We start from the raw sequence: 19396 nt of genomic DNA on the forward strand, positions 1-19396 counted from the left end.
ATCCGCCGCGGACACGGCTCCTACCGCTTCGAGACGCGAACGCGGAGCGGCTCGCTCGGCTGGAGCGTCGCCGCCGCCTCGAACGACGGCTCGCCGTCCGCCAGCGCCTCGAATTCGGCCTCGCCGAACACCGTCGCGAGCGTCGCCCGCAGCTCCAGCGACGCGAACCGCATGCCGATGCAGTGACGCGGGCCGCCGCCGAACGGGAGGTACGCGTACTCGGGCCGGTCCGGATCATCCTCGATCCAGCGCGAGGGGTCGAACGTCTCGGGGTCGTCCCACCACCGCGGGTCGCGGTGGAGCCGCCAGATCGGGAGCGAGACGTTCGTTCCCGCGGGGATCCGGTAACCGCCGACGATCACGTCCACGATCGGCTCGCGGAACAGGACGTACGCGGGCGGGTACCGCCGGAGCGTCTCGCTGACGACGCGGTCGGTCACGTCGAGCGAACGTACCGCCGCCGCGTCGAGGTCGCCCGCGGCAGCCGCCTCGGCGTGGAGGTCGTCGGCGATCCCCGGACGGCGCGCGAGCGCGTGGGTGGCGTACGAGAGCGCGAGCGACGTGGTCTCGTGGCCGGCGAACAGGAACGTCATCAGTTGGTCGCGGACCGCATCGTCCGAGAGGGCGTCGCCCTCGCCGAGTCCGACCAGGAGGGTCAACAGGTCGTCGGCGTCGGCGAAATCGCTCCCCCGACGCTCGCGGACCAGGCGGTCGACGTACTCGCGGAAGGCGGCGGTGTCCCGCGCGAACCGACGGTTCGCCGGCGTCGGGACCCAGTCGGGGAGGAACGCCGTGACCGACCCCGCGTCGGCGCGCCTCTGGACGCTGGCCGCGGCCCTCCGGATCACCTCGTACCCCTCGCCGTCGTGGACGTCGACGCCGAACAGCGTCCGGCCGAGCACGCGCATCGCGAGCGTCGAGTACGCCGACTGGAGGTCGATCACCTCGCCGTCGTCCCACGAGTCGACCAGTAGCCGGGCTTCCTCAACCATCGTCTCCGCGAACGCCTCGATCTTCTCGCGGTAGAACAGCGGCTGGAGCTGCGTCCGCTGCTCGCGCCACTCCTCTCCCTCCGTGAGCAGCAGACCGTTCTCTAGAAAGTCCACCCCGGAGCGTCGCTGGACGTGCGACTTCCGGAAGCGATCGGCGTCGTCCACGAGGACGCGCTCCACGTCCGCCGGATGGAACAGCGTGACGTTGTTCCAGATCCCGAAGTCGTAGGAGACCACGTCCCCGTACGCGAACAGGCGGTCGTAGAACGCGAACGGGTCCCGCACGAACCGGGGGAGCGTCCCGAGCACCGGAACGCCGTCGGGCCCGGGCGGGAGCGACGCACGCTCGGGATCCGTCCCGGGCGTGGCGGGACCCTCGTTGCGACGGTCCGCGACCGACGTGGCGGGATCGCTGCCCCGTCGCGCGTCACCGTGCGACTGCTCGTCCGCCGCGGCGTCCTCGGAGGCGGTGGAACCGCTCATACCTCGATGTCGGTGGCGTGGCAGGTTCGATGTTCGCACGAATCACGTCGGGTATTTATAAGCTCTCGCGGAACGACGTTCTCGATCGAACGGATGCGCTACCTCGACGCGACGATCGACCAGCCGGCGTCGACCCGCCACCCGATGCAGGCGTTCATCGCTCACACGGACGCGATCCGCCGCGAGGAGCTGCTGGCGTGGCAGTCCGTCCCGGATCGCGACGTCGAGTACGCCCTGTTCCTCGTCGAGGGCGACCTCGATCGGTACCGCGAGGCGCTGTCGGCCGTTGATTCCGTCATAGAATTCCACCTCTCACGGATCGACAACGGCCGGTTCCACTCGTTCGTCGTGCAGGAGACCCGGCCCTCGGACGCGGAGTGGCGGGCCGCGTTCGCCGAGCGTGGGCTGGTCGTCCCGTTCCCGGTCCTGTACGACGGCGACGGGCGCATGCGCCTGCGAGTCGTCGGCGAACCCGAGGCGCTGCGGGCCGCGCTCGCTGACCTCCCGGAGGGATTCGACGCCACGGTACACAGCGTCGGCGACCTGAACCACCGGCTCGGGTCGCCCGCGGCGCGCCTCACAGCCCGCCAGCGAGAGGCGGTCGCGGTCGCCTTCGACGCCGGCTATTATGAGGTTCCCCGCGAGGCCGACCTCGACGCGGTTGCGGACAACCTGGGCTGTGCCCGCGCGACTGCCTCCGCGCACCTCCGGAAGGCCGAGCGCGCGCTGGTCGCCGACGTGCTCGGCGCCGAGTGAGCGGTCGCGGCAGCGGGCGCGCCGGTCTCGACGGAGACACGGCGTGCACGAGGACTCCGGATTACTCGTGTCCGGAAGAATATCCTTGTCAATTCCGAATGCGGGTCGAGTGGACGATCTCGAACCGACGGTTTGAGTAGACGGCCTGCGGAAGCACATCCCAAGAATGACCGAAACCCAGGAGTTCGACAAAGTGCTCGTCGCCAACCGCGGAGAGATCGCGGTGCGCGTGATGCGTGCGTGCGAGGAACTCGGCATCGACACGGTCGCGGTGTACTCCGAGGCCGACAAACACGGCGGCCACGTCCGCTACGCCGACGAGGCGTACAACGTCGGCCCCGCGCGCGCGGCCGACTCCTACCTCGATCAGGACGCGATCGTCGAGACCGCACGGAAGGCCGACGCCGACGCGATCCATCCCGGATACGGCTTCCTCGCGGAGAACGCCGACTTCGCCGCGAAGGTCGGCGACGCCGAGGGCGTCACGTGGATCGGCCCGGACGCCGAGGCGATGGAGTCCCTCGGCGAGAAGACGAAGGCCCGGTCGATCATGGACGAGGCCGACGTCCCTATCGTTCCCGGAACGGCCGACCCGGTCGACACCGTCGAGGAGGTCACCGACTTCGGCGACGAGTACGGCTACCCCGTCGCCATCAAGGCCGAGGGCGGCGGCGGCGGTCGGGGGATGAAGGTGGTCGAGTCGGCCGACGAGGCGGCCGATCAGCTCGAGTCGGCCAAGCGCGAGGGCGAGGCGTACTTCTCGAACGACTCGGTGTACCTCGAACGCTACCTGGAGAACCCCCGCCACATCGAGGTGCAGATCGTCGCCGACGAACACGGCAACGTCCGCCACCTCGGCGAACGCGACTGCTCGCTCCAGCGGCGCTACCAGAAGGTGATCGAGGAGGGACCGTCGCCGGCGCTCACCGACGAGTTGCGCGAACAGATCGGCGAAGCAGCGCGCCACGGCGTCAGCGCGGCCGACTACACCAACGCCGGCACCGTCGAGTTCCTCGTCGAGGAGGACACCGACCGCGAGGACGGCGAGCTGCTCGGGCCGGAGGCGAACTTCTACTTCCTCGAGGTCAACACCCGGATTCAGGTCGAGCACCCCGTCACCGAGGAGCTGACCGGTATCGACATCGTGAAAGAACAGCTCCGGGTCGCGATGGGCGAGGAGATCGGCTTCTCGCAGGACGACGTGGAACTGGAGGGCCACGCGATGGAGTTCCGGATCAACGCGGAGAACGCCGCGAACGACTTCGCGCCGGCCAACCAGGGCAGCCTGGAGACGTACGACCCGCCGGGCGGCATCGGCGTCCGCCTCGACGACGCGCTCCGGCAGGGCGACGACCTCGTGACGGACTACGACTCGATGATCGCGAAGCTGATCGTCCACGCGAGCGACCGCGAGGAGTGCATCGCCCGCTCGAAGCGCGCGCTCGCCGAGTACGACATCGAGGGCGTCGTCACCATCGTCCCGTTCCACCGGCTGATGCTCACCGACGACCGCTTCGTCGCCGGGAAACACACGACGAAGTACCTCGACGAGGATATCGACCGCTCGCGCTTCGCGGAGGCCCAAGAGCAGTGGGGCACCGGCGACGCCGACACGGGCGGCGACGACGACGAGGAGTCGACCGAGCGCGAGTTCACGGTCGAGGTGAACGGCAAGCGCTTCGAGGTGAGTCTGGAGGAGCGCGGCGCGCCCGCGATCCCGACGCCGAACGGCGGCGGGTCCGGGTCCGGCCGGATGGAGCGACCCGACGTGGCCGAGGAGGACGACGGCGGCGACGAGGTCGTCGTCGAGGGCGACGGCGAGGCGATCGCCGCCGAGATGCAGGGCACCATCCTCTCGGTCGACGTCGAGGAGGGCGACGAGGTCGCCGCCGGCGACGTGGTGTGCGTGCTGGAGGCGATGAAGATGGAGAACGACGTGGTGGCCGACAAGGGCGGCGTCGTGAGTCAGGTGCTCGTCGGCGAGGGCGACTCCGTCGACATGGGCGACGTGCTCGTCGTGCTGGAGTAGCCGCCCCCGGCGTCCCCAGTGCCCCCGGCATCGCTCACGGGGTCACGATCCCGACTGGCACACAATCGGCGCTTCTTTGACGATACGGAGTTGCCCGTTGCTATCGAACCGATGAACTGATCCCGTATGGCATCCACCAGTCCATCGGCCACGACCGAGTCGGTTCTCGACCACCACCTGGACGCGTTCATGGACCAGAACATGGAGGAGATGATGGCGGACTACGGCGAGGACTCCGTCGTTATCACGAACACGGCCGGGGCCTTCCACGGCCTCGACGAGATCCGGACGCTGTTCGAGGGGCTGTTCGCGGAGTTCGAGCAGAGCGACGTCGAGTTCCAACAGGACGAACAGGTCGTCGAGGGCGACATCGCGTACATCGTGTGGCACGCGGAGACGCCCGACAACGCCTACGAGTTCGCGACCGACACGTTCCTCATCCGCGACGGGACGATCGAGACGCAGACGCTCGGGGCGGTTGTGACACCGAAGAACTGATCGCGGGTCCGCTCGGGCCCCGGTTTCCGGGTTCAGATCCCGAACGTCGCGCGGAGCATGTCCCGCGTCCCGGGGCCCATACCGACCGCCGTCACCGCGATGAGCAGCAGGACCGCATAGCGCGGCGACTCGTCGAACAGTTCCTCCTCGAAGATGGCGAGCACGAACACCGCGGCGACGAGCTTCACGGCAAGGAACGGCCACGCTGCGCCCGTGGCGTCGACGATGAACTGGTTGACGGGGTGTTTCGGGACGAGGTTCGGCCCGGCCCCCAGCGCGATCATGTAATCGAGGCCGATCACGTTCGCGACGCCGTCGAGCGCGTGGGCCGCGAGGACGACGATGCCCGCCGTTCCCGTGCCGGAGTGGACCCACGGTATCCACGCCTTCGTCGCGTACCACGTCGCGGCCGTCGAGACCGCGGTGCCAATGAGGATGACGCCGATCACCTGCGGATAGAACGTGACGCGGTTCCCCGGCGTCACCGCGAGCGCCGCGAGGAACCCGATCGTGACGACGTTGAGCGCGATCCCCGAGAGGAGTATCGGGCGTTCGATGCCGTCGACCGTCCCGCCGCGGGACAGCCAGACGGCCGCGACGACGAGTGCCAGCGTGATCCCGAAGACGGTGAAGTAGATGAACGGGCTGATGATCAGGGTGTCCCACGGGTACGGGAGCAGCGCGTCCGACATCGCGTTGTCGGCGTCCTCGACGACGCGGAGGGCCCCGCCGAAGACGAACAGCGGAACCAGCGCGAGGAAGAAGTCGGTCGACCGGGCGATGTCCAGCCGGCGAAGCAGCAGCGAGACGCCCGCGAGCGCGACCAGCAGGATGACGACGTAGCCGGCCTCCGACACCAGCGTATAGCCGGGGTATGCGACCGGCTCGGCCGCGGCCGAACACTCCGCGCTGGAGTAGAGATACTCGACGGTGCTGCCGGGACGGATCGCACACACCGCGGAGTTGGCGTCCGCCTGCACCGGACCCCAGAAGTAGTGCCAGATGAAGCCGTCGTACACCGCCTCCGGGAACGCGAGCGCGGCCGCGACGATCGCGATCACGGCCGCGGAGACGCCCCCGAGGTACGCCGCCTCCGGGGACGTTCCCAGCCGGTCCGCGAACGATGAACTCGACATATCGGGGACGGGCGGCCCGCGTCGTTCAACCTGTCGGTTGTGACCGCCGGCGCAACCGCTCCGCGGTTCGGCTCGCGTGAGAACTCGACGACCCGATTACGCCGACGCCGCGCTGCCGGCCTTCTTTCGCGTGATGTAGCCCGCGATGCGGTTGCGGACGCCCTTCGACTCCACGTTGGTCAGCTTCGTGACGTTCTCCTTGTTCGTCTCGAAGTCGGTGTTGAACGACTGCGGGTACTTCTCCAGGAGCAGCGTCGCGAGCTGCTTGACGTACTTCGGTTTGATCGCCATGCCCGACTGTACAGGAAACGCGAACTAAAAGCGTTCGTTCCGGGCTGGCGCTGTCGCTCCGTCGCTACTCGCGGTCCACGTCGCCGTCACGGTCCTTGTCGCTCGCGTCGCCGTCGCGGTCCCTGCTGTCCGCATCGCCGCGTCCCCGGCTGTCCCACCCGCTTACCTCACGCAGCGTCTCGAACGCCTCGCGCTCCGCCGGTCCGCCGCACCGATCGACCACGTCGGCGAAGTACCGCAGCCGCGCGAGGAGTTCCTCGGTATCGTACGAGGGCACGTCCAGCCGGGAGACGGCGACCGTCGCGTCGATCACGGCGCCGAACCCGCGGTTGATCGTCCGAACGTCCGTCCGCTCGACCGCCGCATCTGTCACCCGGAGGTGCCAGTCGACCCACCCGGTGCCGCCGCGCTCGCCGGCGCCGACTCGGTCGACCTCGACCTCGGCCCACGCGTCGGCGGAGTCGAGCACCGGGACCCCCTCCTCGCGGACCGTCGCCGCGGCGTCGACGAAGTCCCGCGGGTCGGTCACGAACTGGACGACGCCGCCGCCGCGCTCGCGGAAGTTCCGCCACGTTCGGGTCCGGCCCCACGTCCGCGCCCGCACCGGTGCGTCGGCGGGTCGGCCGTCGTGCTCGGGAGCGTGGAGACCGAGCGCGGCGAGGTTCCACAGCCCGTTCGGCCCGAGCGTCGCCACCACCGACTCGGTGACTCCCGAGAGGTCGACGGGCCACTCGGCGGCCGCGTCGCCGTCACCGTCGGCTTCGTCGCCGTCGCCGATCCTCTCGGACGGGTCGTCGTTCACACCGACACCCCGCGTTCGAGCGCGACGAACAGCGCCGCGGCCGTGACGTCGGCGGTCGTCCCGGGGTTGATCCCGCGCTCGACCAACTCGTCGGCCCATGCGTCGGCCTCCTCAAGAGAATCGGTCCTCGCCGCCCGCTCGCGTACCTCGCGGGCGACATCGGGGCCGTGTTGGGTTCGCACGAGCGTGTCCTCGGCCTCCCCGAGCAGGTCGAGGAACGCGCGGGCCGCGCGGTCGACGATCGGGCCGTCGTCGTCGACGATCGACTCGGCCGCCCGGAACGTTCGCGGGAACCCCTCGACCCACTCGCGGGCGTTCGCGTCGCCGTCGCGGTCGCCGTCGGTACTCGCCGACTCGCGCATCACGTCGAACAGCGTCACCTCGCGCTCGCGCAGCGCCGGTACCGCGTCGGCGCCGCGGCGCACGTCGAGCGCATCCATTCCCTCCGGCGGGTCCGCGACCGCCACGTCGACGTGCTCGAACGCGCGGTAGAAGCCGGCCGCGTCGTCGACGGCCGTCGCCTCGCACACCGCGGCGACGCCGTCGGGGGCGAGCGCGCGGTCGTCGACCGCAGCGGCGCGCACGAGTGGCGTCAACAAGAGGAGACAGCCGAACTGCGTGTTGCCGCCGGATTGCTCGCTCATCCCGGCGACGGCCGCCTCGAACGCCTCGCCGACGGGGGCGCCGCCGGCCGCGCGCTCCAGCCCCGGTCGGGCGCCGACGGCGCCGGCGAGGAAGTGTTCGAACCGGAGGTCCGCGAGGTCGCGCGCGCGGTCGACGTTGCCGGGCTTCGGCGTCCCGGCGACCTCCAGCAGCAGCGCGAGTTCGGCGTTCGCCGCCGGGCCGCGCTGCGGGGCGTCCGCGGTGACTGCCGCGTCGGTCACCGCGACACCTCCGGCGGCTCCGCCCCGGTGACGGCCCCCGCCGGACCGTCGCCGTCGGCCCACTCGTCGACCGCCGCGCGGACCCGACGGAGCACGCGCTCGTCGTCGCTCGGGCGGCCGACGCTCACCGTGTCGGCGCCGGCCGCGAGGTACTCGCGGACCGTCCGCCGGTCGCGGACGCCGTTGTTCGCGATCACGACCAGTTCGGGCGCCGCGTCCTTCACGCACCCAACGATCCCCTCCGAGTCCATCGCGTCGACGTGGATCGCGTCGGCGCCGGCGTCAGCGACCGCGCGGGCGGTGTCGGCGAGGTCGACGCCGTCGACCTCCGCGCGAACCTTCACGCTCACGTCCGCACTCTCCCCGGCCGCCGCGGCGACGTACCCGGCCAGCCGGTCGGTGTCGGCCAGCAGGGTCTCGCCGCAGCCGGCGGCGCACAGCTCCGCCTGCCGACAGTGGGCGTTCACCTCCAAGATCGCGTCGCGGTCGGCGCACACGGCGGCCGCGCCGCGGATCGCCATCTCGGTCGTCGCACGGACGTTGACGCCGGCGCGGATGTCGGCTTCAGAATCGGCGAGCGCGTCGAGCTGTTCGGCGATCCACGCGAGCGGGTCTGCGGGGAGGAACTCCGAGCGGTCCCGGTCGGCGACCATCGCGCGGACGGCCGCGCGACTCTCAGCATCGAGCGCGATGCCGCCGAGGAACGCCGCGCCGGCGTAGTCGGCACCGGCGCGCGCCCACTCGGCGTCCGAGTCGCCCGAGAGGCTCGCGAGCGCGAGGGGCGGATCGATCCCGAGGTCTGCCGCGATTGCCGCGGCTGTCGAGGTTGCCGCGGTTGGCGGCGCTTCACTGGTCCCGTCGCTCACTCAGCCACCTCCAGCGCCTCCCGACAGGCGCGTGCGACGCGCTCGGCGTCGGTCGCGCCGTCGATCCGCGTGTCGGTGCGGACGACCGGCCGGTCGAGGTCGGTCCCGTCGTCGTCGTCGAGCACGAACGCGTCCGCGAACGGGTACGCGTCGGCGACGCCCGCGGTGCTCGGCTCGCGGCCGACGCCGCGCATGAGCTCCGCCGCGGGCCCGGAGAACACCCGGTCCTCGACGAACGGCGAGACGGCGACGACGGTCGTCTCCGCGAGCGCCTCGCGGACGCCCTCGAGCGCGAGCATCGGGCCGATGCTCGTCACGGGATTCGAGGGGCCGATCACCACGTCGTCGCGCAGCGCCGCGCGGACCGCGTCGGTCGCGGACGCGGCGTCGCCTCCGCGGAACTCGACGTCCTCGACGGCGGGCTCGCCGCGGTTCGCGACCCAGTACTCCTGAAAGTGCATCGAGCCGTCCTCGGTGTGGACGATCGTCGCGACGGGGTCGTCGCTCATCGGGATCAGGTCGATGTCGAGGCCGAACGCCTCGGCGAGCGTGCGCGTCACCGCGGTGAGCGTGCGTCCCTCGTCGAGTAGCGAGGTTCGGGTGACGTGAACCGCTCGGTCGCGGTCGCCTATCTTCATGAACTCCCCGACCCCGGAGAAGCGCCGCCAGCGGGCGATCTCGCGACCGGTGATCTGCGCCTCCTCCGGGAGGTACCGCGGACCGCCCCCGAGCCCCGCGGCGTCGGCGAGGCGTGTAAGCTCCTCGTGGGTCTCTGTCGTGTCGTCGGCGAGCCCCCACCACGTCTCCCGGTCGAGGACGCCGCCGCCGTGGAACAGGGCCGTGTCGACGTCCGGGCACACGAGGTGCCCGCCGATCTCCACGTCGTCGCCGGTGTTCCCGACGACGGTCGTCTCGGCGGGATCGAACACGCCCGCGGCGCCCTCCAGGAGCTTCGGCGTGCCGGTGCCGCCGGCGAGGAACGTGACCATGGACCGGCTTCGGCGCGGGCCGGCTTGTATGCTGTCGTTGGGTTGCGCTCGATGCGCGTCGACGGCTGCCGCCGCGGGATCCTCGGAGGCCATAGCTTCAAGCGCCACCGCCGCGGAGTCGTCGACGTGATCCGAGCGCTCGCGGGAACCGAGCCGGAGGTTGCCGAGTCGGCGTACGTGGACGAGGCCGCGGTCGTCATCGGCGACGTCGCGTTGGGGCCGGACGCGAGCGTCTGGCCCAACGCGACGCTGCGGGGCGACCACGGCCGCATCGAGGTCGGCCGCGAGTCGAACGTGCAGGACGGCGCCGTACTCCACGAGGACGCCGTCCTCGAACCCGAGGTGACCGTCGGCCACAACGCCATCGTCCACGCCGCGACCGTCGCCGAGGGCGCGCTCGTCGGCATGAACGCGGTCGTCCTCGACGACGCCCACGTGGGCGAGGACGCCGTCGTCGGCGCCGGCGCGGTCGTCACCGAAGGGACCGAGGTGCCGCCGCGGACGCTCGCGACCGGCGTGCCGGCCGAGGTGCGGGGCGAACTGGACTCCGACGCGGAGCCCTCGCCCGGCCGGCTCGGCGCCGAACACTACGCGGCGCTGATCGACCGGTACGATGGGACGGCCGAGCGGATCGACTGAGCCCGTCGCCGCGGCGGTTCCGAGCGGTGCTGCGGGGAAGCGGCCGCCGTCGACGCCGCCGCTCACTTCCAGGGGTTCGAGGTGAGCTCGCGGGCGACGGCGCTGCCGACGCGGACGACCGAGTCGGCGCGCGGTTCGGCGATACACAGGAGGACGTACCCCTCGTCGAGCCGGTCGGCGTCGAGCGCCCGCGGCGGCCGCCGGTGTGTCAACTCGCCCGACAGCAGCTGTCCGGTGCAGGTCGCACACGCGCCCGTCCGGCAGCCGATCGGGAGGCCCACGCCTGCGCGTTCGGCGGCCGCGAACACCGTCTCCGGGGGGATCGCCTCGATCCGTTCCTCGCGGCCGTCGTCCCACCGCAGGACGATGTCGTGGGCCACGCGGTTACTGCCAGACGTCGCTCGTGCAGTCGCCGTCGGGCCACCGGATCTCGTGGGCGCGGGCCGGTCCCGCGGGGAGGTCGCCGAAGTCGACGAGGAAGTCGTCGTCCAGCGAGAGCGTCCCGCGGCGGGGGTCGACGTCCGCCTTCAGCATCACCGACCCGCGCTCCCCCTCCTCGGGGAAGAACGTCTCGTCCCACGAGGAGAACAGCGAGGTCGTCCAGTAGAGCCGCTCGCCGTCCAGCGAGAGCTGAAGCATCTGCGGACCGGCGACGAGTTCCCGACCCTGCACCTCCTGTCGCTCGCCGAAGTGGCCGCCGATCGAGATGGAGTCGGCCTTCCGGGGGTTCGACGGGTCCGAGATGTCGTACATCCACACCTCGCCGTGGAGCCAGTTCGACCCGAACAGGTAGCGGTCGTCCATCGAGATCAGGATGTCCGTCACGAGCGCCGGCACGGGCATGTCCCAGTCGGGGTGCTCGCGCGCCTCGAAGTCGATGGCGACGTCCGTCCGATACTCCCCGTCCTCCTCCCGGAAGTGGATGATGTTCGAGGAGAGCGCGGCCCCGACGTAGCCGTGGGTCGACTCCGGCGTGTGGAGGAAGCGCACCTCCAGCGGGATCTGCCCCTCCTCGCCCAGATCGATCGTCTGCTCAACCTCGCCGGCCTCCCAGTCCCAGATGTGGAGGTGACGGCCGTACTTTCCGGCCTCCACGTCCGCGAGGTCGAACCCGGGGTAGTACGTCTCCGGGGCGGCCCACTCCGAGGAGATCATCACGTTCTGGCGGGGCTGATACCAGAAGTCGTAGTTCATCTCGATCTCCCCCGGCGGCTCCCACCGCCCCTCCACCTCGAAGTCGTCGTTCAGTTCGAGGAACCCGCCCGGGAGGCCGCCGTCGGCGTCGCCGAGCATGCTTATCAGGATCTCGCCGTCGGGGATGCAGTGGACGGTGTGGGGCGCCGAGAGGTCGTGTTCGTACACCTCCTCCGGCTCGATGACCTCCGTCATCTCGGGATCGCGACGGTCCTCGGTGTCGATCACGTGGATCCGCGAGGAGCGTTGGCCGGGGACGAGCAGGTGGCGTCGCTCCAGTCCCCCCACGTGACACGACGACGAACAGGCGTTCCAGCCGAAGTGGTGCAGTTCGTCGCCGCGGTTCGGCATCTCGACCCGGTTCACGATCTCCCCGTACGTCTCGGAGTCGGGGTCCACGTCGACCACCGCGAGGAAGTCGGGGGCGTCCACGTCGGTCCCGGTGTACAGCCCCATCACGTAGGCGGTCTCCTCCGGTTCGGACTCCTCGATCGCCGCCTGCGGCGTCGCGTACCCCGGTCCCTCGACGCCGTGGTCGTGATCGTGGCCCGCGTGGGCGTGATCGTGGTCGTGCGCTCCCGTCTCCGACGACTCCTCGGCGTCGCTCATGTCGTTCATGTTTCGTGTCAACAGTACTCACACCGCGCGAATAGGAAAATATTGCCGGCATTGACGCGAGCCAGCGTTGGCGCCGCTCTTCATCGGAGTGTGTGAGAAATCGAGAGTCGCGACCGCGGGGGCTACCGGAGTCAGTCCTCGTAGACCCAGTCGGCGGCGTCGAGGTCCCAATCGACGAGCTCGTCCTCGTCGAAGAAGAGGCCGATCTCGCGCTCGTTGGCGCCCTCGTCCTCGTGATCGGAGCCGTGGATGACGTTGTGGCCGAGGTCGAGGCCGAAGTCGCCGCGGATCGTGCCCGGGGGCGACTCGGCGGGGTCGGTCTCGCCCATCATCGTGCGGACCTGCCGCGTGGCGTCCGCGCCCTCCCAGACCATCGCGAAGACGGGGCCGGAGGTGATGAACTCGACGAGCCCCTCGAAGAACGGCTTGTCCTCGTGCTCGCCGTAGTGCTCGTGGGCCAGTTCCTTGTCGATCTGCATGAACTTCGCGCCGACGAGCTTCAGGCCGCGCTGCTCGAAGCGGGAGACGATGTCCCCGATGAGGCCTCGCTGGACGCCGTCGGGCTTGACCATCACGAACGTGCGCTCGTCGTCGCTCATTCGCGACCCTCTGCCGTCCAGTCGAGGTCGCGCGCTTCGCGACCCAGATCCGCGTTCTTCTCGCACTTCGCCGAACAGAAGTGCGTGACGCTGCCGTTGACGGCGACGAACATCGTGCCCGTGCCGGGCTCGATGTCGGCGCCGCAGTAGTCACAGTCTCGTTGCTGGGGCATTGGCTTACTGACCTCCGATGGAGTCGGCGTCGCGCTGGGTCTCGCGCAGCTGGAGGATGTCCCCCATCTGGACGGGGCCCAGGACGTTCCGCGTGATGATGCGGCCCTGATTTTCGCCCTCCTGGATGCGGCACTTGACCTGCATGGCCTCGCCGTGCATCCCGGTCTTGCCGACGATCTCGACGACCTCGGCGGGCGTGGAGCCGCTCTCTTGCTCTTCAGCGGACATGGTGGCTTACCGCAGTTCCTCGACCTTACCCGCGATATCGTCGATGTCCTCCTCGGCGTCGCCCGTCTCGGTGACGGCCGCGGCCGCGGAGCCGACCTCGAGGCCGGCGGCGTGGCCGACATCGTCCTGCGTCTCGATGAAGACGTAGGGGATGCCCTTCTCCTCACAGAGTTCGGGGAGGTGCATGACGATCTCTTCGGGCTCGACGTCCTCGGCGATGTACACGAGCTTGGCGTTGCCACGCTCGACCGCCTTGGTCGTCTCGTTGGTTCCTTTCTTCACGATACCGGTGTCGCGGGCGACCTCGAGCGCGTCGAGGCTTCGTTCCGCGAGGTCCGCGGGAGTCTCGTAATCGACGTAGACTGACATTGTTGTGTGGCTTCCCGCTCGGTGGCTCGACACCTCCGCCGGTCGTAAGTCCCTGACGACGGAGCGGGTCACGACCCCGAGCAGGTCGTACTCACTCGGTAGTCGGGATGGCGGTATAAACGTGTTCAATGCTTCGCGCCCGTGTGAGGCCCCACCACGACGCTTTCCGGCACTGTACGGCCGACGAACGGCGGCGCAGTCGGTCGGTTACTCCGGCCCCGCCGGCCGCTCGGCGACCGCCCGCACGGGCGCGCCGTCGGCATCGACGCGGAGCGGATACGCGCGAAGCGTGAACCGATCGGGGAGGTCCGCGGAGAGGTCCAGGTTCTCGACGATGAACGCCCCGGCGCCGAGGAGTTCGTGATGTGCGGGCGTTCCCTCGGGCTCGTCGTCCCCTGCTTGCTCCGTCGGCGTCGGGTCGGGGTTGATCGTGTCCAGTCCGACGGCGCAGTCGAGGTCGGCGACGTGGCGCGCGGCCTCGGGCGTGAGGTACGGGTGATCGAAATAGCGTTCGTCGCCCCAGTGGTCGCCCCATCCGGTTCGAAGGACGAGCATGTCCGCGTCCGCGGCGTCGTCGGGGAGCATCTCCGGCTCGATGGCCTCGCGCGCGTCGAGCCCGCGATCGTCGCCACGATCGCAGTCGCGGGTTCCTGCCGCGAGGTCGACAAGCCGCGCGTCGAAGCGGAAGTCCGCGATCCCGTACTCGTCGAGCGTCGCCCCCTCGGGCTCCATGTGCGCCGGCGCGTCGATGTGCGTCCCGACGTGTGTCGTGAACGAGAGGTGCGTGACGCGGTAGCCGTCGGACGCCATCGTCGCGCTCGCCTCGGCGTCGACGCCCGGGTCACCCGGATACACCGGCATCCCGGGCTCGATTCGGCGCGAAAGGTCTACGGGCTCCATGCTGGAACGCGGGGGGCCGAGTCCCTGAACGTGGCGAACGCGACCGCCGGTAGAGTAAACCCGTGGGAGGACCGATCCGGATCGAGATGGGCGAGTGCGCCGAGGACGACTGTGAGACCCCGTCAGCGGTGCGCCTCCACGTTCCGTGGGCCGCGGACCGCGAGGTGTGCGTCGCTCACGCGCGGACGCTCGTCCAGCGCGACGGCGTCGTCGCGGAGCCGTTGCCCGGGCGCGAGGCCGAGTGGCCCTGACTCAGACGAGCTCCTTGGCCATCAGCAGTTCGTCCACGTACTCCCCGTCGATCTTGTAGTGGCCCTCGCGGACGGCCTCCTGCTCCCAGCCGTGTGCCACGAGGAACTCGGCGGCGTCCCCGTTCGTCGCGGGCACACTGTTGTACAGTTTCTCGAAGCCGTTGTCCGCCGCCCACGACTCGCCGCGCTCCAACAGCGTCGACCCGATCCCCTTGCCCCGGTACTCCGGGAGCAGTCCGACGGTCAAGACCGCCGTGTGGCTCAGCTTCTCCGCCTCCGGGAGGTCGAGGTGAACCCACCCGATGACCTCCTCCTCGACGGCCGCGACGAAGAACAGCCGCGACCGGAGTTCGTTGTGTCGTAAGACGACCTGGTCATGCTCGATGATGTCCGCGACCGTCTCCGCCTCGATGTACACCCCCTCGCCCGCCACCTCGCGGATCGCTCCGACCAGTCCGCCGAGGTCTCGCTGGGCGGCCATGCGAACGGTGTACTCGAACCCGTTCGCCCGGTGGTCGCTCGCGTCGACCTCCTCGTAGGCGACGCTCAAGCGGTCGTCCTCCCAGGTGAGGTATCCGTCCCGGACCAGCACCGTCGCGTGGTGCCCCAACGCCGTGGGATCGAGGTTCAGTGCCCGGCGTGCCTCACGCTCGTGGACCGTCCCGTGCTCTTCCACGTACTCGTACAGGTCCTTCCTGTCGTCATGGCTGAAAGATAGCCTCTCCGTCAGGTCCATGGGCGTAGATAACACACCACACTACATAAGTCTACATCGCCGGCTCGTCGTGATCGGCGTCCGAGCCGTCCCTCGCGGACCGGGGCCGACACGGTCGGCTCGACTGCTCCGAATGGCTCTCAGTGACGCTTCACTCGTCGCGGGGCACGCCGGTCAGGACTCGCGCCGTCGCCACGATGTCGTGCGTGTCGAGCAACGCCTCCGCGGCAGTCCGAATCGTGACGTCCGGGTCGCACTCGACTCCGTATCGGCGCGCGTACACGACGAGCCAGTCGTTGCAGGCGCGGTCGAGGTCGGACAGGCTGTCGGGCGAGAGTCGCTCGAGGTCGCCGGTTCGCGCCTCGATGTACTGGGCGACGACCGGACCGAGGCCGTCCCGGGCGGCCGCGAGCGCCGCCTCCTCGTCGGGATCGTCGGCGCGCTCGGCGCGTCGCCGCGCCCGGGCGGCCCGCGTCGCGACGGAGGCGATGTCGTCGGCATCGTCGCCGGACACCGCCGGTCACCCCTGGTCGAACTCGACGCCCTTCCCGCCGCGGGGGTGCGTCCACTCCGTGTCGGCGACGACGGCGCAGGTGCCGCACTCGACGCACGGCTGGGTGTCGAGGCTCACGACCCGCTCCTCGCCGCCGTTCACGCGCACCGTCTCCTCGCGGTAGCAGCCGCCGCCGAACCCCTCCGCGCTCACTGGGCACGCGGTCACGGCCGTGCCGCTCGCGTCGAAGGAGTTGTCGATCAGTTCGATGTGGGGATTGCCCACGTCGGTGTCGTATGTGAGGTCGCCGATGCGCTCCTCCAGCGACGGGGGATCGGCGTCGTTGTCGCCCGCGACCGGTCGGCCCAGTTCCTCGGCCAGCACGGTCGGAACGGTGGCGTACGCCGCGCGCGTGTCCGGGAGCGCGCCGAGCAGGAACGGCGAGTTGAACGCCCGCCCGAGGACGCCGCCGGCGGCCCGGACGCCGAGTCGGCCGAGTCGCGACCGGGCGATCCCCTCGACCGCGTCGGCGACCGCCTCTCGCTCGCCGAGTCGCCCGAGGACCTCGTAGCGCCGCGGGCGGAGCGTGTCGTACAGCCCCGACTCGTGGATCTTCCGCTCGTAGCGCTCGCCCGCGCTCTCCGGCTTCCGACGGTTACGCGCCTCGAGGTACGCCTCGGCCGCGAGGCCGCCCGCGGAGACGGCGTGGTTCATTCCCTTGATGATCGGCCCCTGCGCCTGCATCTGCCCGGCCGCATCCCCCACGAGCAGGAGGCGTCCCTCGTGGGGCGCGGGGTGGGCCGCCTTCTTCGAGTCCGGGACGAGCTTCGCCGCGTACTCCCGCTCGTCGTACTCGTCGGGGAGCCACTGCCCGAGGTGCGGGTGGGTGAGCAGCGCGTCGAGCAACTCGTGCGGTTCCGCACGTTCGGCCGCGAGGCTGTCGAGGTGGAACACCGTCCCGATCGACAGCGAGTCCCGGTTCGTATACAGGAAGCCGCCACCGCGGACGCCCTCGAACAGGTCGCCCGCGAACAGCCGGGCGACGCCCTCGTTCCCGTCGATGTCGAACCGCTCGTTCACCTCCTCGGGCGGCACGTCGACCACGGCTTTCACGCCCTGGAACCACTCCTCCGGCTCGTTCCAGTCCATCAGCCCCGCCTCGCGGGCGAGCTCGCTGTTCACCCCGTCGGCGGCGACGATCAGGTCCGCGCGGATCGGATCGAGCTCGTCGCAGGTGACGCCGACGATCTCGCCGCCCTCGCGGAGCAGGCCGTTCACGCGCACGCCGGTGAGCAGTCCGCCGCCGGCCGCGGCGGTTCGCTCATGGACCCGCTCGGCGAGCCAGGCGTCCATGCGTCGCCGGAGCACCGAGTCGCACCAGCGGGTGTCGTGCTCGTGAACGCGCCCGAGGTCGACCGTGTGGACCGCGTCGCCCGCGAGGTTGTCCATGTAGTTGCGGGTGACCGGCCGCTCGGTCGCGGCCTCGCGAAAGCCCGGGAACAGGGAGTCGAGCGCGAACGGCGCCGACTCCTCCGCGTACAGCAGGCCGCCGGAGACGTTCTTCGATCCGGCCTCGACTCCCCGCTCCAGTACGAGCGTCTCGACCCCGTTGTCCGCGAGAACGGCCGCCGCCGCGGCCCCGCCGGGGCCGGCGCCGACCACGACAGCCTCGAACGACTCCGCGCCATCGACCGCGGCCGCCGAGTCGAACCCGACGTCCGGCTCGCTACTCATTCGCCCCACCTCCGTCGGTCGCGGGATCGGCCCCCGGAGTCACCCCACCCCCGCCGTCCGCGATCGCCTCGGCGTCGAGCCCCCCCGCCTCGACGGCGTCGATCAGCCGCGGGAGCACCTCGAAGAGGTCGCCCTCGACGAAGTAGTCGCACCAGTCGTGGATGCGGGCCTCGGGGTCGGTGTTCACGGCGATGATGGTGTCCGACTCGTCACAGCCCACCTTGTGTTGGACCGCCCCCGAGATGCCGGCGGCGACGTACACGTCCGGCTCGACCACCTGACCGGTCTCGCCGATCTGACGCTCCTCGGCGGTGTACTCCTCGACGTGGCCGTCGAAGCTGTAGGAGCCGGTGACGATGCCGCGGGAGACGCCGACGGCGGCGTCCTCGAACGCGTCCGCCAGGTCGAGCGCGAGTTCCATCCCACGCGTCGGGTCGTCGCCGATGCCGCGGCCGACCGCGACGACCACGTCGTGGCCCGAGAGGTCGACGCCCCCGGCGAGTCGGTCGAACTCCGTTACCTCGACGCGGAACCAGTCGTCGTCGAGGTCGCCCTCGTGTTCGATCACCTCTCCCTCGCGGTCGGGGTCGGGGTCGGGAACGTCGAAGCTGCCGGGGATGACCGACCCACCCTGCGGGTGGAACTCGCGGTCCGGGTTGTCCAGACAGAGGATGGTGGAGTACTCGAACCCCGAGAAGTCCGGCCGCTTCATGTGGAGGACGCGCTCGAAGGTCCGGGTGGTCCCCGGTGCGCCGGTCTTCACGGGGTTGGAGATACCGACGTCGTCGATGAACAGTCCCGAGCAGTCGGAGGCGAGCCCCGAGTCGAGTTCCGCCTGCACCAGCGCCGAGAGGTCACGGCCGTTGTGCGTGGCCGGGAACAGCACGTACCGGGGCTCGTCGTAGTCGCGCCAGTCGGCGTCGTCGGGGGGCGCGACCCCGCGGTCCTCGTCGCGGGCGGGCGGATCGGCGCCCCATCGAGCCACGTCCGCGAACACCTCCGTGTACGGCTTGTGCTGGAACCGCGCGAGACGGTCGTCCTCGTGGTAGACGACCACGTCGGCGCCGAGCGCGATGCACTCGTCGGCGTGGTCGGCCACGTCGTCGCCGATCAGGACCGCGACCACACGCTCGTGGTCCTCGTCTGCGCGGTCTTCGACCGCGTTCTCGACGTACTCGTCGTTGTAGCCGTCCATCAGCTCGCGGGCCTTCCCGAGCATCTCCCGGGACACGTCGAGCAGGTCGCCCGCCTGTGTCTCGCAGTACACCCACATGTCGCGATAGGTACCGTCCTCCAGCGCCCGCACGTGGCGCTTGTCCGCGGTCGGATGGTCGAGCTCCGGGTGACGCTCCTCGGGCGGATCGCGGTCGGTCTCCGCGCCGCCGGTCTCGCCCTCCTCGTCTCCCTCGACGGAGTCGAGGCGCCGGTCGATCAGCCTGAGGACGGTGTCACGTTCCTCACCCTCGACCTCCCGCTCCCGGAGGTCGCGCAGGCGGTCCGGGTCGTCGACGTCCCGGATCGCGTTCCCGATGTCCGCCACGGACATCGAGCCGAGGTCGATCTCCGCTTCCTCCTCCTCGCCGTCGTCGTCGGTCACCCGCTCCAGCCTGCTCTCGATGACGGTGATCACGGCGTCGCGGTTCTCTCCGTCTCGCTCGGCCTCCAGGAGCGCGCGAAGTTCCTCCGGGTCGTCGATCGACTGCACCTTCGGGCCGAGTTCGGAGACGTCGTGCTCGGCGGGGTCGAACTCGGACAC

Annotated in this window: 23 protein-coding genes; 5 read left to right on the plus strand and 18 right to left on the minus strand. The window is 70.4% G+C overall.

The annotated features are described in order from the left end of the window. Positions 1-20: 20 nt before the first annotated feature. Positions 21-1475 (minus strand): cytochrome P450, encoded by a 1455-nt coding sequence (locus ABJD39_RS00100; RefSeq protein ID WP_348610497.1) that lies wholly within the window; start codon positions 1473-1475, stop codon positions 21-23. 93 nt (positions 1476-1568) lie between these two features. Here ABJD39_RS00100 and ABJD39_RS00105 point away from each other — a divergent pair, with 93 nt between their 5' ends. The 3 genes from ABJD39_RS00105 (at position 1569) to ABJD39_RS00115 (ending at position 4758) form a co-directional block, all read left to right on the plus strand. Then, the gene (locus tag ABJD39_RS00105; RefSeq protein ID WP_348610500.1) at positions 1569-2231 is read left to right on the plus strand and encodes a helix-turn-helix domain-containing protein; all 663 of its coding nucleotides are present in this window, start codon (positions 1569-1571) and stop codon (positions 2229-2231) included. A 166-nt stretch (positions 2232-2397) separates the two neighbouring features. Continuing rightward, entirely contained in the window at positions 2398-4260 is a 1863-nt protein-coding gene (locus ABJD39_RS00110) for an acetyl-CoA carboxylase biotin carboxylase subunit (RefSeq protein WP_348610503.1), read from the plus strand. Between the two features lie 126 nt (positions 4261-4386). Continuing rightward, positions 4387-4758 carry a nuclear transport factor 2 family protein gene (locus ABJD39_RS00115; protein ID WP_348610506.1) on the plus strand — a complete coding sequence of 124 codons (372 nt, stop codon included), beginning with the start codon at positions 4387-4389 and terminating at the stop codon, positions 4756-4758. 32 nt (positions 4759-4790) lie between these two features. Here ABJD39_RS00115 and ABJD39_RS00120 read toward each other — a convergent pair whose 3' ends face one another. The 6 genes from ABJD39_RS00120 to cofD all read right to left on the minus strand — a co-directional run bounded on the left by ABJD39_RS00120 (position 4791) and on the right by cofD (position 9726). Next, complete coding sequence (locus tag ABJD39_RS00120) at positions 4791-5894, minus strand: DUF63 family protein (RefSeq protein WP_348610508.1); 1104 nt, start codon at positions 5892-5894, stop codon at positions 4791-4793. A 96-nt stretch (positions 5895-5990) separates the two neighbouring features. After that, positions 5991-6185, minus strand: coding sequence for a 30S ribosomal protein S17e (locus ABJD39_RS00125; RefSeq protein WP_348610509.1), 195 nt, complete (start codon positions 6183-6185; stop codon positions 5991-5993). Between the two features lie 64 nt (positions 6186-6249). Then, positions 6250-6987: a DUF447 domain-containing protein gene (locus tag ABJD39_RS00130; RefSeq protein ID WP_431357855.1), complete on the minus strand. Its 738-nt coding sequence runs from the start codon at positions 6985-6987 to the stop codon at positions 6250-6252. Then, positions 6984-7871: a triphosphoribosyl-dephospho-CoA synthase gene (locus ABJD39_RS00135; protein ID WP_348610512.1), complete on the minus strand. Its 888-nt coding sequence runs from the start codon at positions 7869-7871 to the stop codon at positions 6984-6986. The genes ABJD39_RS00130 and ABJD39_RS00135 overlap by 4 nt, the downstream gene beginning before the upstream one ends. Next, complete coding sequence (locus ABJD39_RS00140; protein ID WP_348613668.1) at positions 7868-8662, minus strand: tRNA-dihydrouridine synthase; 795 nt, start codon at positions 8660-8662, stop codon at positions 7868-7870. Before ABJD39_RS00140 ends, ABJD39_RS00135 begins: the two co-directional genes overlap by 4 nt. Before the next feature lie 71 nt (positions 8663-8733). Further along, complete coding sequence (gene cofD, locus ABJD39_RS00145; protein WP_348610513.1) at positions 8734-9726, minus strand: 2-phospho-L-lactate transferase; 993 nt, start codon at positions 9724-9726, stop codon at positions 8734-8736. A gap of 126 nt (positions 9727-9852) precedes the next feature. Here cofD and ABJD39_RS00150 point away from each other — a divergent pair, with 126 nt between their 5' ends. Further along, positions 9853-10365, plus strand: a complete 513-nt coding sequence (locus ABJD39_RS00150; protein WP_348613669.1) for a gamma carbonic anhydrase family protein — start codon at positions 9853-9855, stop codon at positions 10363-10365. A gap of 62 nt (positions 10366-10427) precedes the next feature. Here ABJD39_RS00150 and ABJD39_RS00155 read toward each other — a convergent pair whose 3' ends face one another. From ABJD39_RS00155 to ABJD39_RS00185, 7 genes are all read right to left on the minus strand, one after another. Next, on the minus strand, positions 10428-10745 hold the full coding sequence (locus ABJD39_RS00155) for a 2Fe-2S iron-sulfur cluster-binding protein (RefSeq protein ID WP_431357856.1): 318 nt from the start codon (positions 10743-10745) through the stop codon (positions 10428-10430). Between the two features lie 4 nt (positions 10746-10749). Further along, on the minus strand, positions 10750-12168 hold the full coding sequence (locus ABJD39_RS00160) for a selenium-binding protein SBP56-related protein (protein ID WP_348613671.1): 1419 nt from the start codon (positions 12166-12168) through the stop codon (positions 10750-10752). Positions 12169-12308: 140 nt separating this feature from the next. Next, positions 12309-12776, minus strand: coding sequence for a nucleoside-diphosphate kinase (ndk, locus tag ABJD39_RS00165; RefSeq protein ID WP_348610515.1), 468 nt, complete (start codon positions 12774-12776; stop codon positions 12309-12311). Beyond that, on the minus strand, positions 12773-12949 hold the full coding sequence (locus ABJD39_RS00170) for a 50S ribosomal protein L24e (protein ID WP_159669390.1): 177 nt from the start codon (positions 12947-12949) through the stop codon (positions 12773-12775). Before ABJD39_RS00170 ends, ndk begins: the two co-directional genes overlap by 4 nt. Positions 12950-12953: 4 nt before the next feature. Further along, positions 12954-13178, minus strand: coding sequence for a 30S ribosomal protein S28e (locus ABJD39_RS00175; protein WP_159669387.1), 225 nt, complete (start codon positions 13176-13178; stop codon positions 12954-12956). A 6-nt stretch (positions 13179-13184) separates the two neighbouring features. Then, positions 13185-13547: a 50S ribosomal protein L7Ae gene (gene rpl7ae / locus ABJD39_RS00180; RefSeq protein WP_348610519.1), complete on the minus strand. Its 363-nt coding sequence runs from the start codon at positions 13545-13547 to the stop codon at positions 13185-13187. Between the two features lie 207 nt (positions 13548-13754). Beyond that, positions 13755-14447: a cyclase family protein gene (locus ABJD39_RS00185; RefSeq protein WP_348610521.1), complete on the minus strand. Its 693-nt coding sequence runs from the start codon at positions 14445-14447 to the stop codon at positions 13755-13757. A 62-nt stretch (positions 14448-14509) separates the two neighbouring features. Here ABJD39_RS00185 and ABJD39_RS00190 point away from each other — a divergent pair, with 62 nt between their 5' ends. Continuing rightward, positions 14510-14698 carry a hypothetical protein gene (locus ABJD39_RS00190; protein ID WP_348613734.1) on the plus strand — a complete coding sequence of 63 codons (189 nt, stop codon included), beginning with the start codon at positions 14510-14512 and terminating at the stop codon, positions 14696-14698. Between the two features lies 1 nt (position 14699). On the opposite strand, the gene ABJD39_RS00195 is transcribed toward ABJD39_RS00190, so the two are convergent. The 4 genes from ABJD39_RS00195 to ABJD39_RS00210 all read right to left on the minus strand — a co-directional run bounded on the left by ABJD39_RS00195 (position 14700) and on the right by ABJD39_RS00210 (position 19396). Further along, complete coding sequence (locus ABJD39_RS00195; protein ID WP_348610524.1) at positions 14700-15434, minus strand: GNAT family N-acetyltransferase; 735 nt, start codon at positions 15432-15434, stop codon at positions 14700-14702. A 130-nt stretch (positions 15435-15564) separates the two neighbouring features. Then, the gene (locus tag ABJD39_RS00200; RefSeq protein ID WP_348610527.1) at positions 15565-15927 is read right to left on the minus strand and encodes a hypothetical protein; all 363 of its coding nucleotides are present in this window, start codon (positions 15925-15927) and stop codon (positions 15565-15567) included. Positions 15928-15933: 6 nt separating this feature from the next. Further along, entirely contained in the window at positions 15934-17640 is a 1707-nt protein-coding gene (locus ABJD39_RS00205; RefSeq protein ID WP_348610529.1) for an FAD-dependent monooxygenase, read from the minus strand. Continuing rightward, the gene (locus ABJD39_RS00210; RefSeq protein ID WP_348610532.1) at positions 17633-19396 is read right to left on the minus strand and encodes an electron transfer flavoprotein subunit alpha/FixB family protein; all 1764 of its coding nucleotides are present in this window, start codon (positions 19394-19396) and stop codon (positions 17633-17635) included. The genes ABJD39_RS00205 and ABJD39_RS00210 overlap by 8 nt, the downstream gene beginning before the upstream one ends.

The sequence above is a fragment of the Halobaculum rarum genome (genome assembly GCF_040025155.1).
Classification (GTDB): Archaea; Halobacteriota; Halobacteria; order Halobacteriales; family Haloferacaceae; genus Halobaculum; species Halobaculum rarum.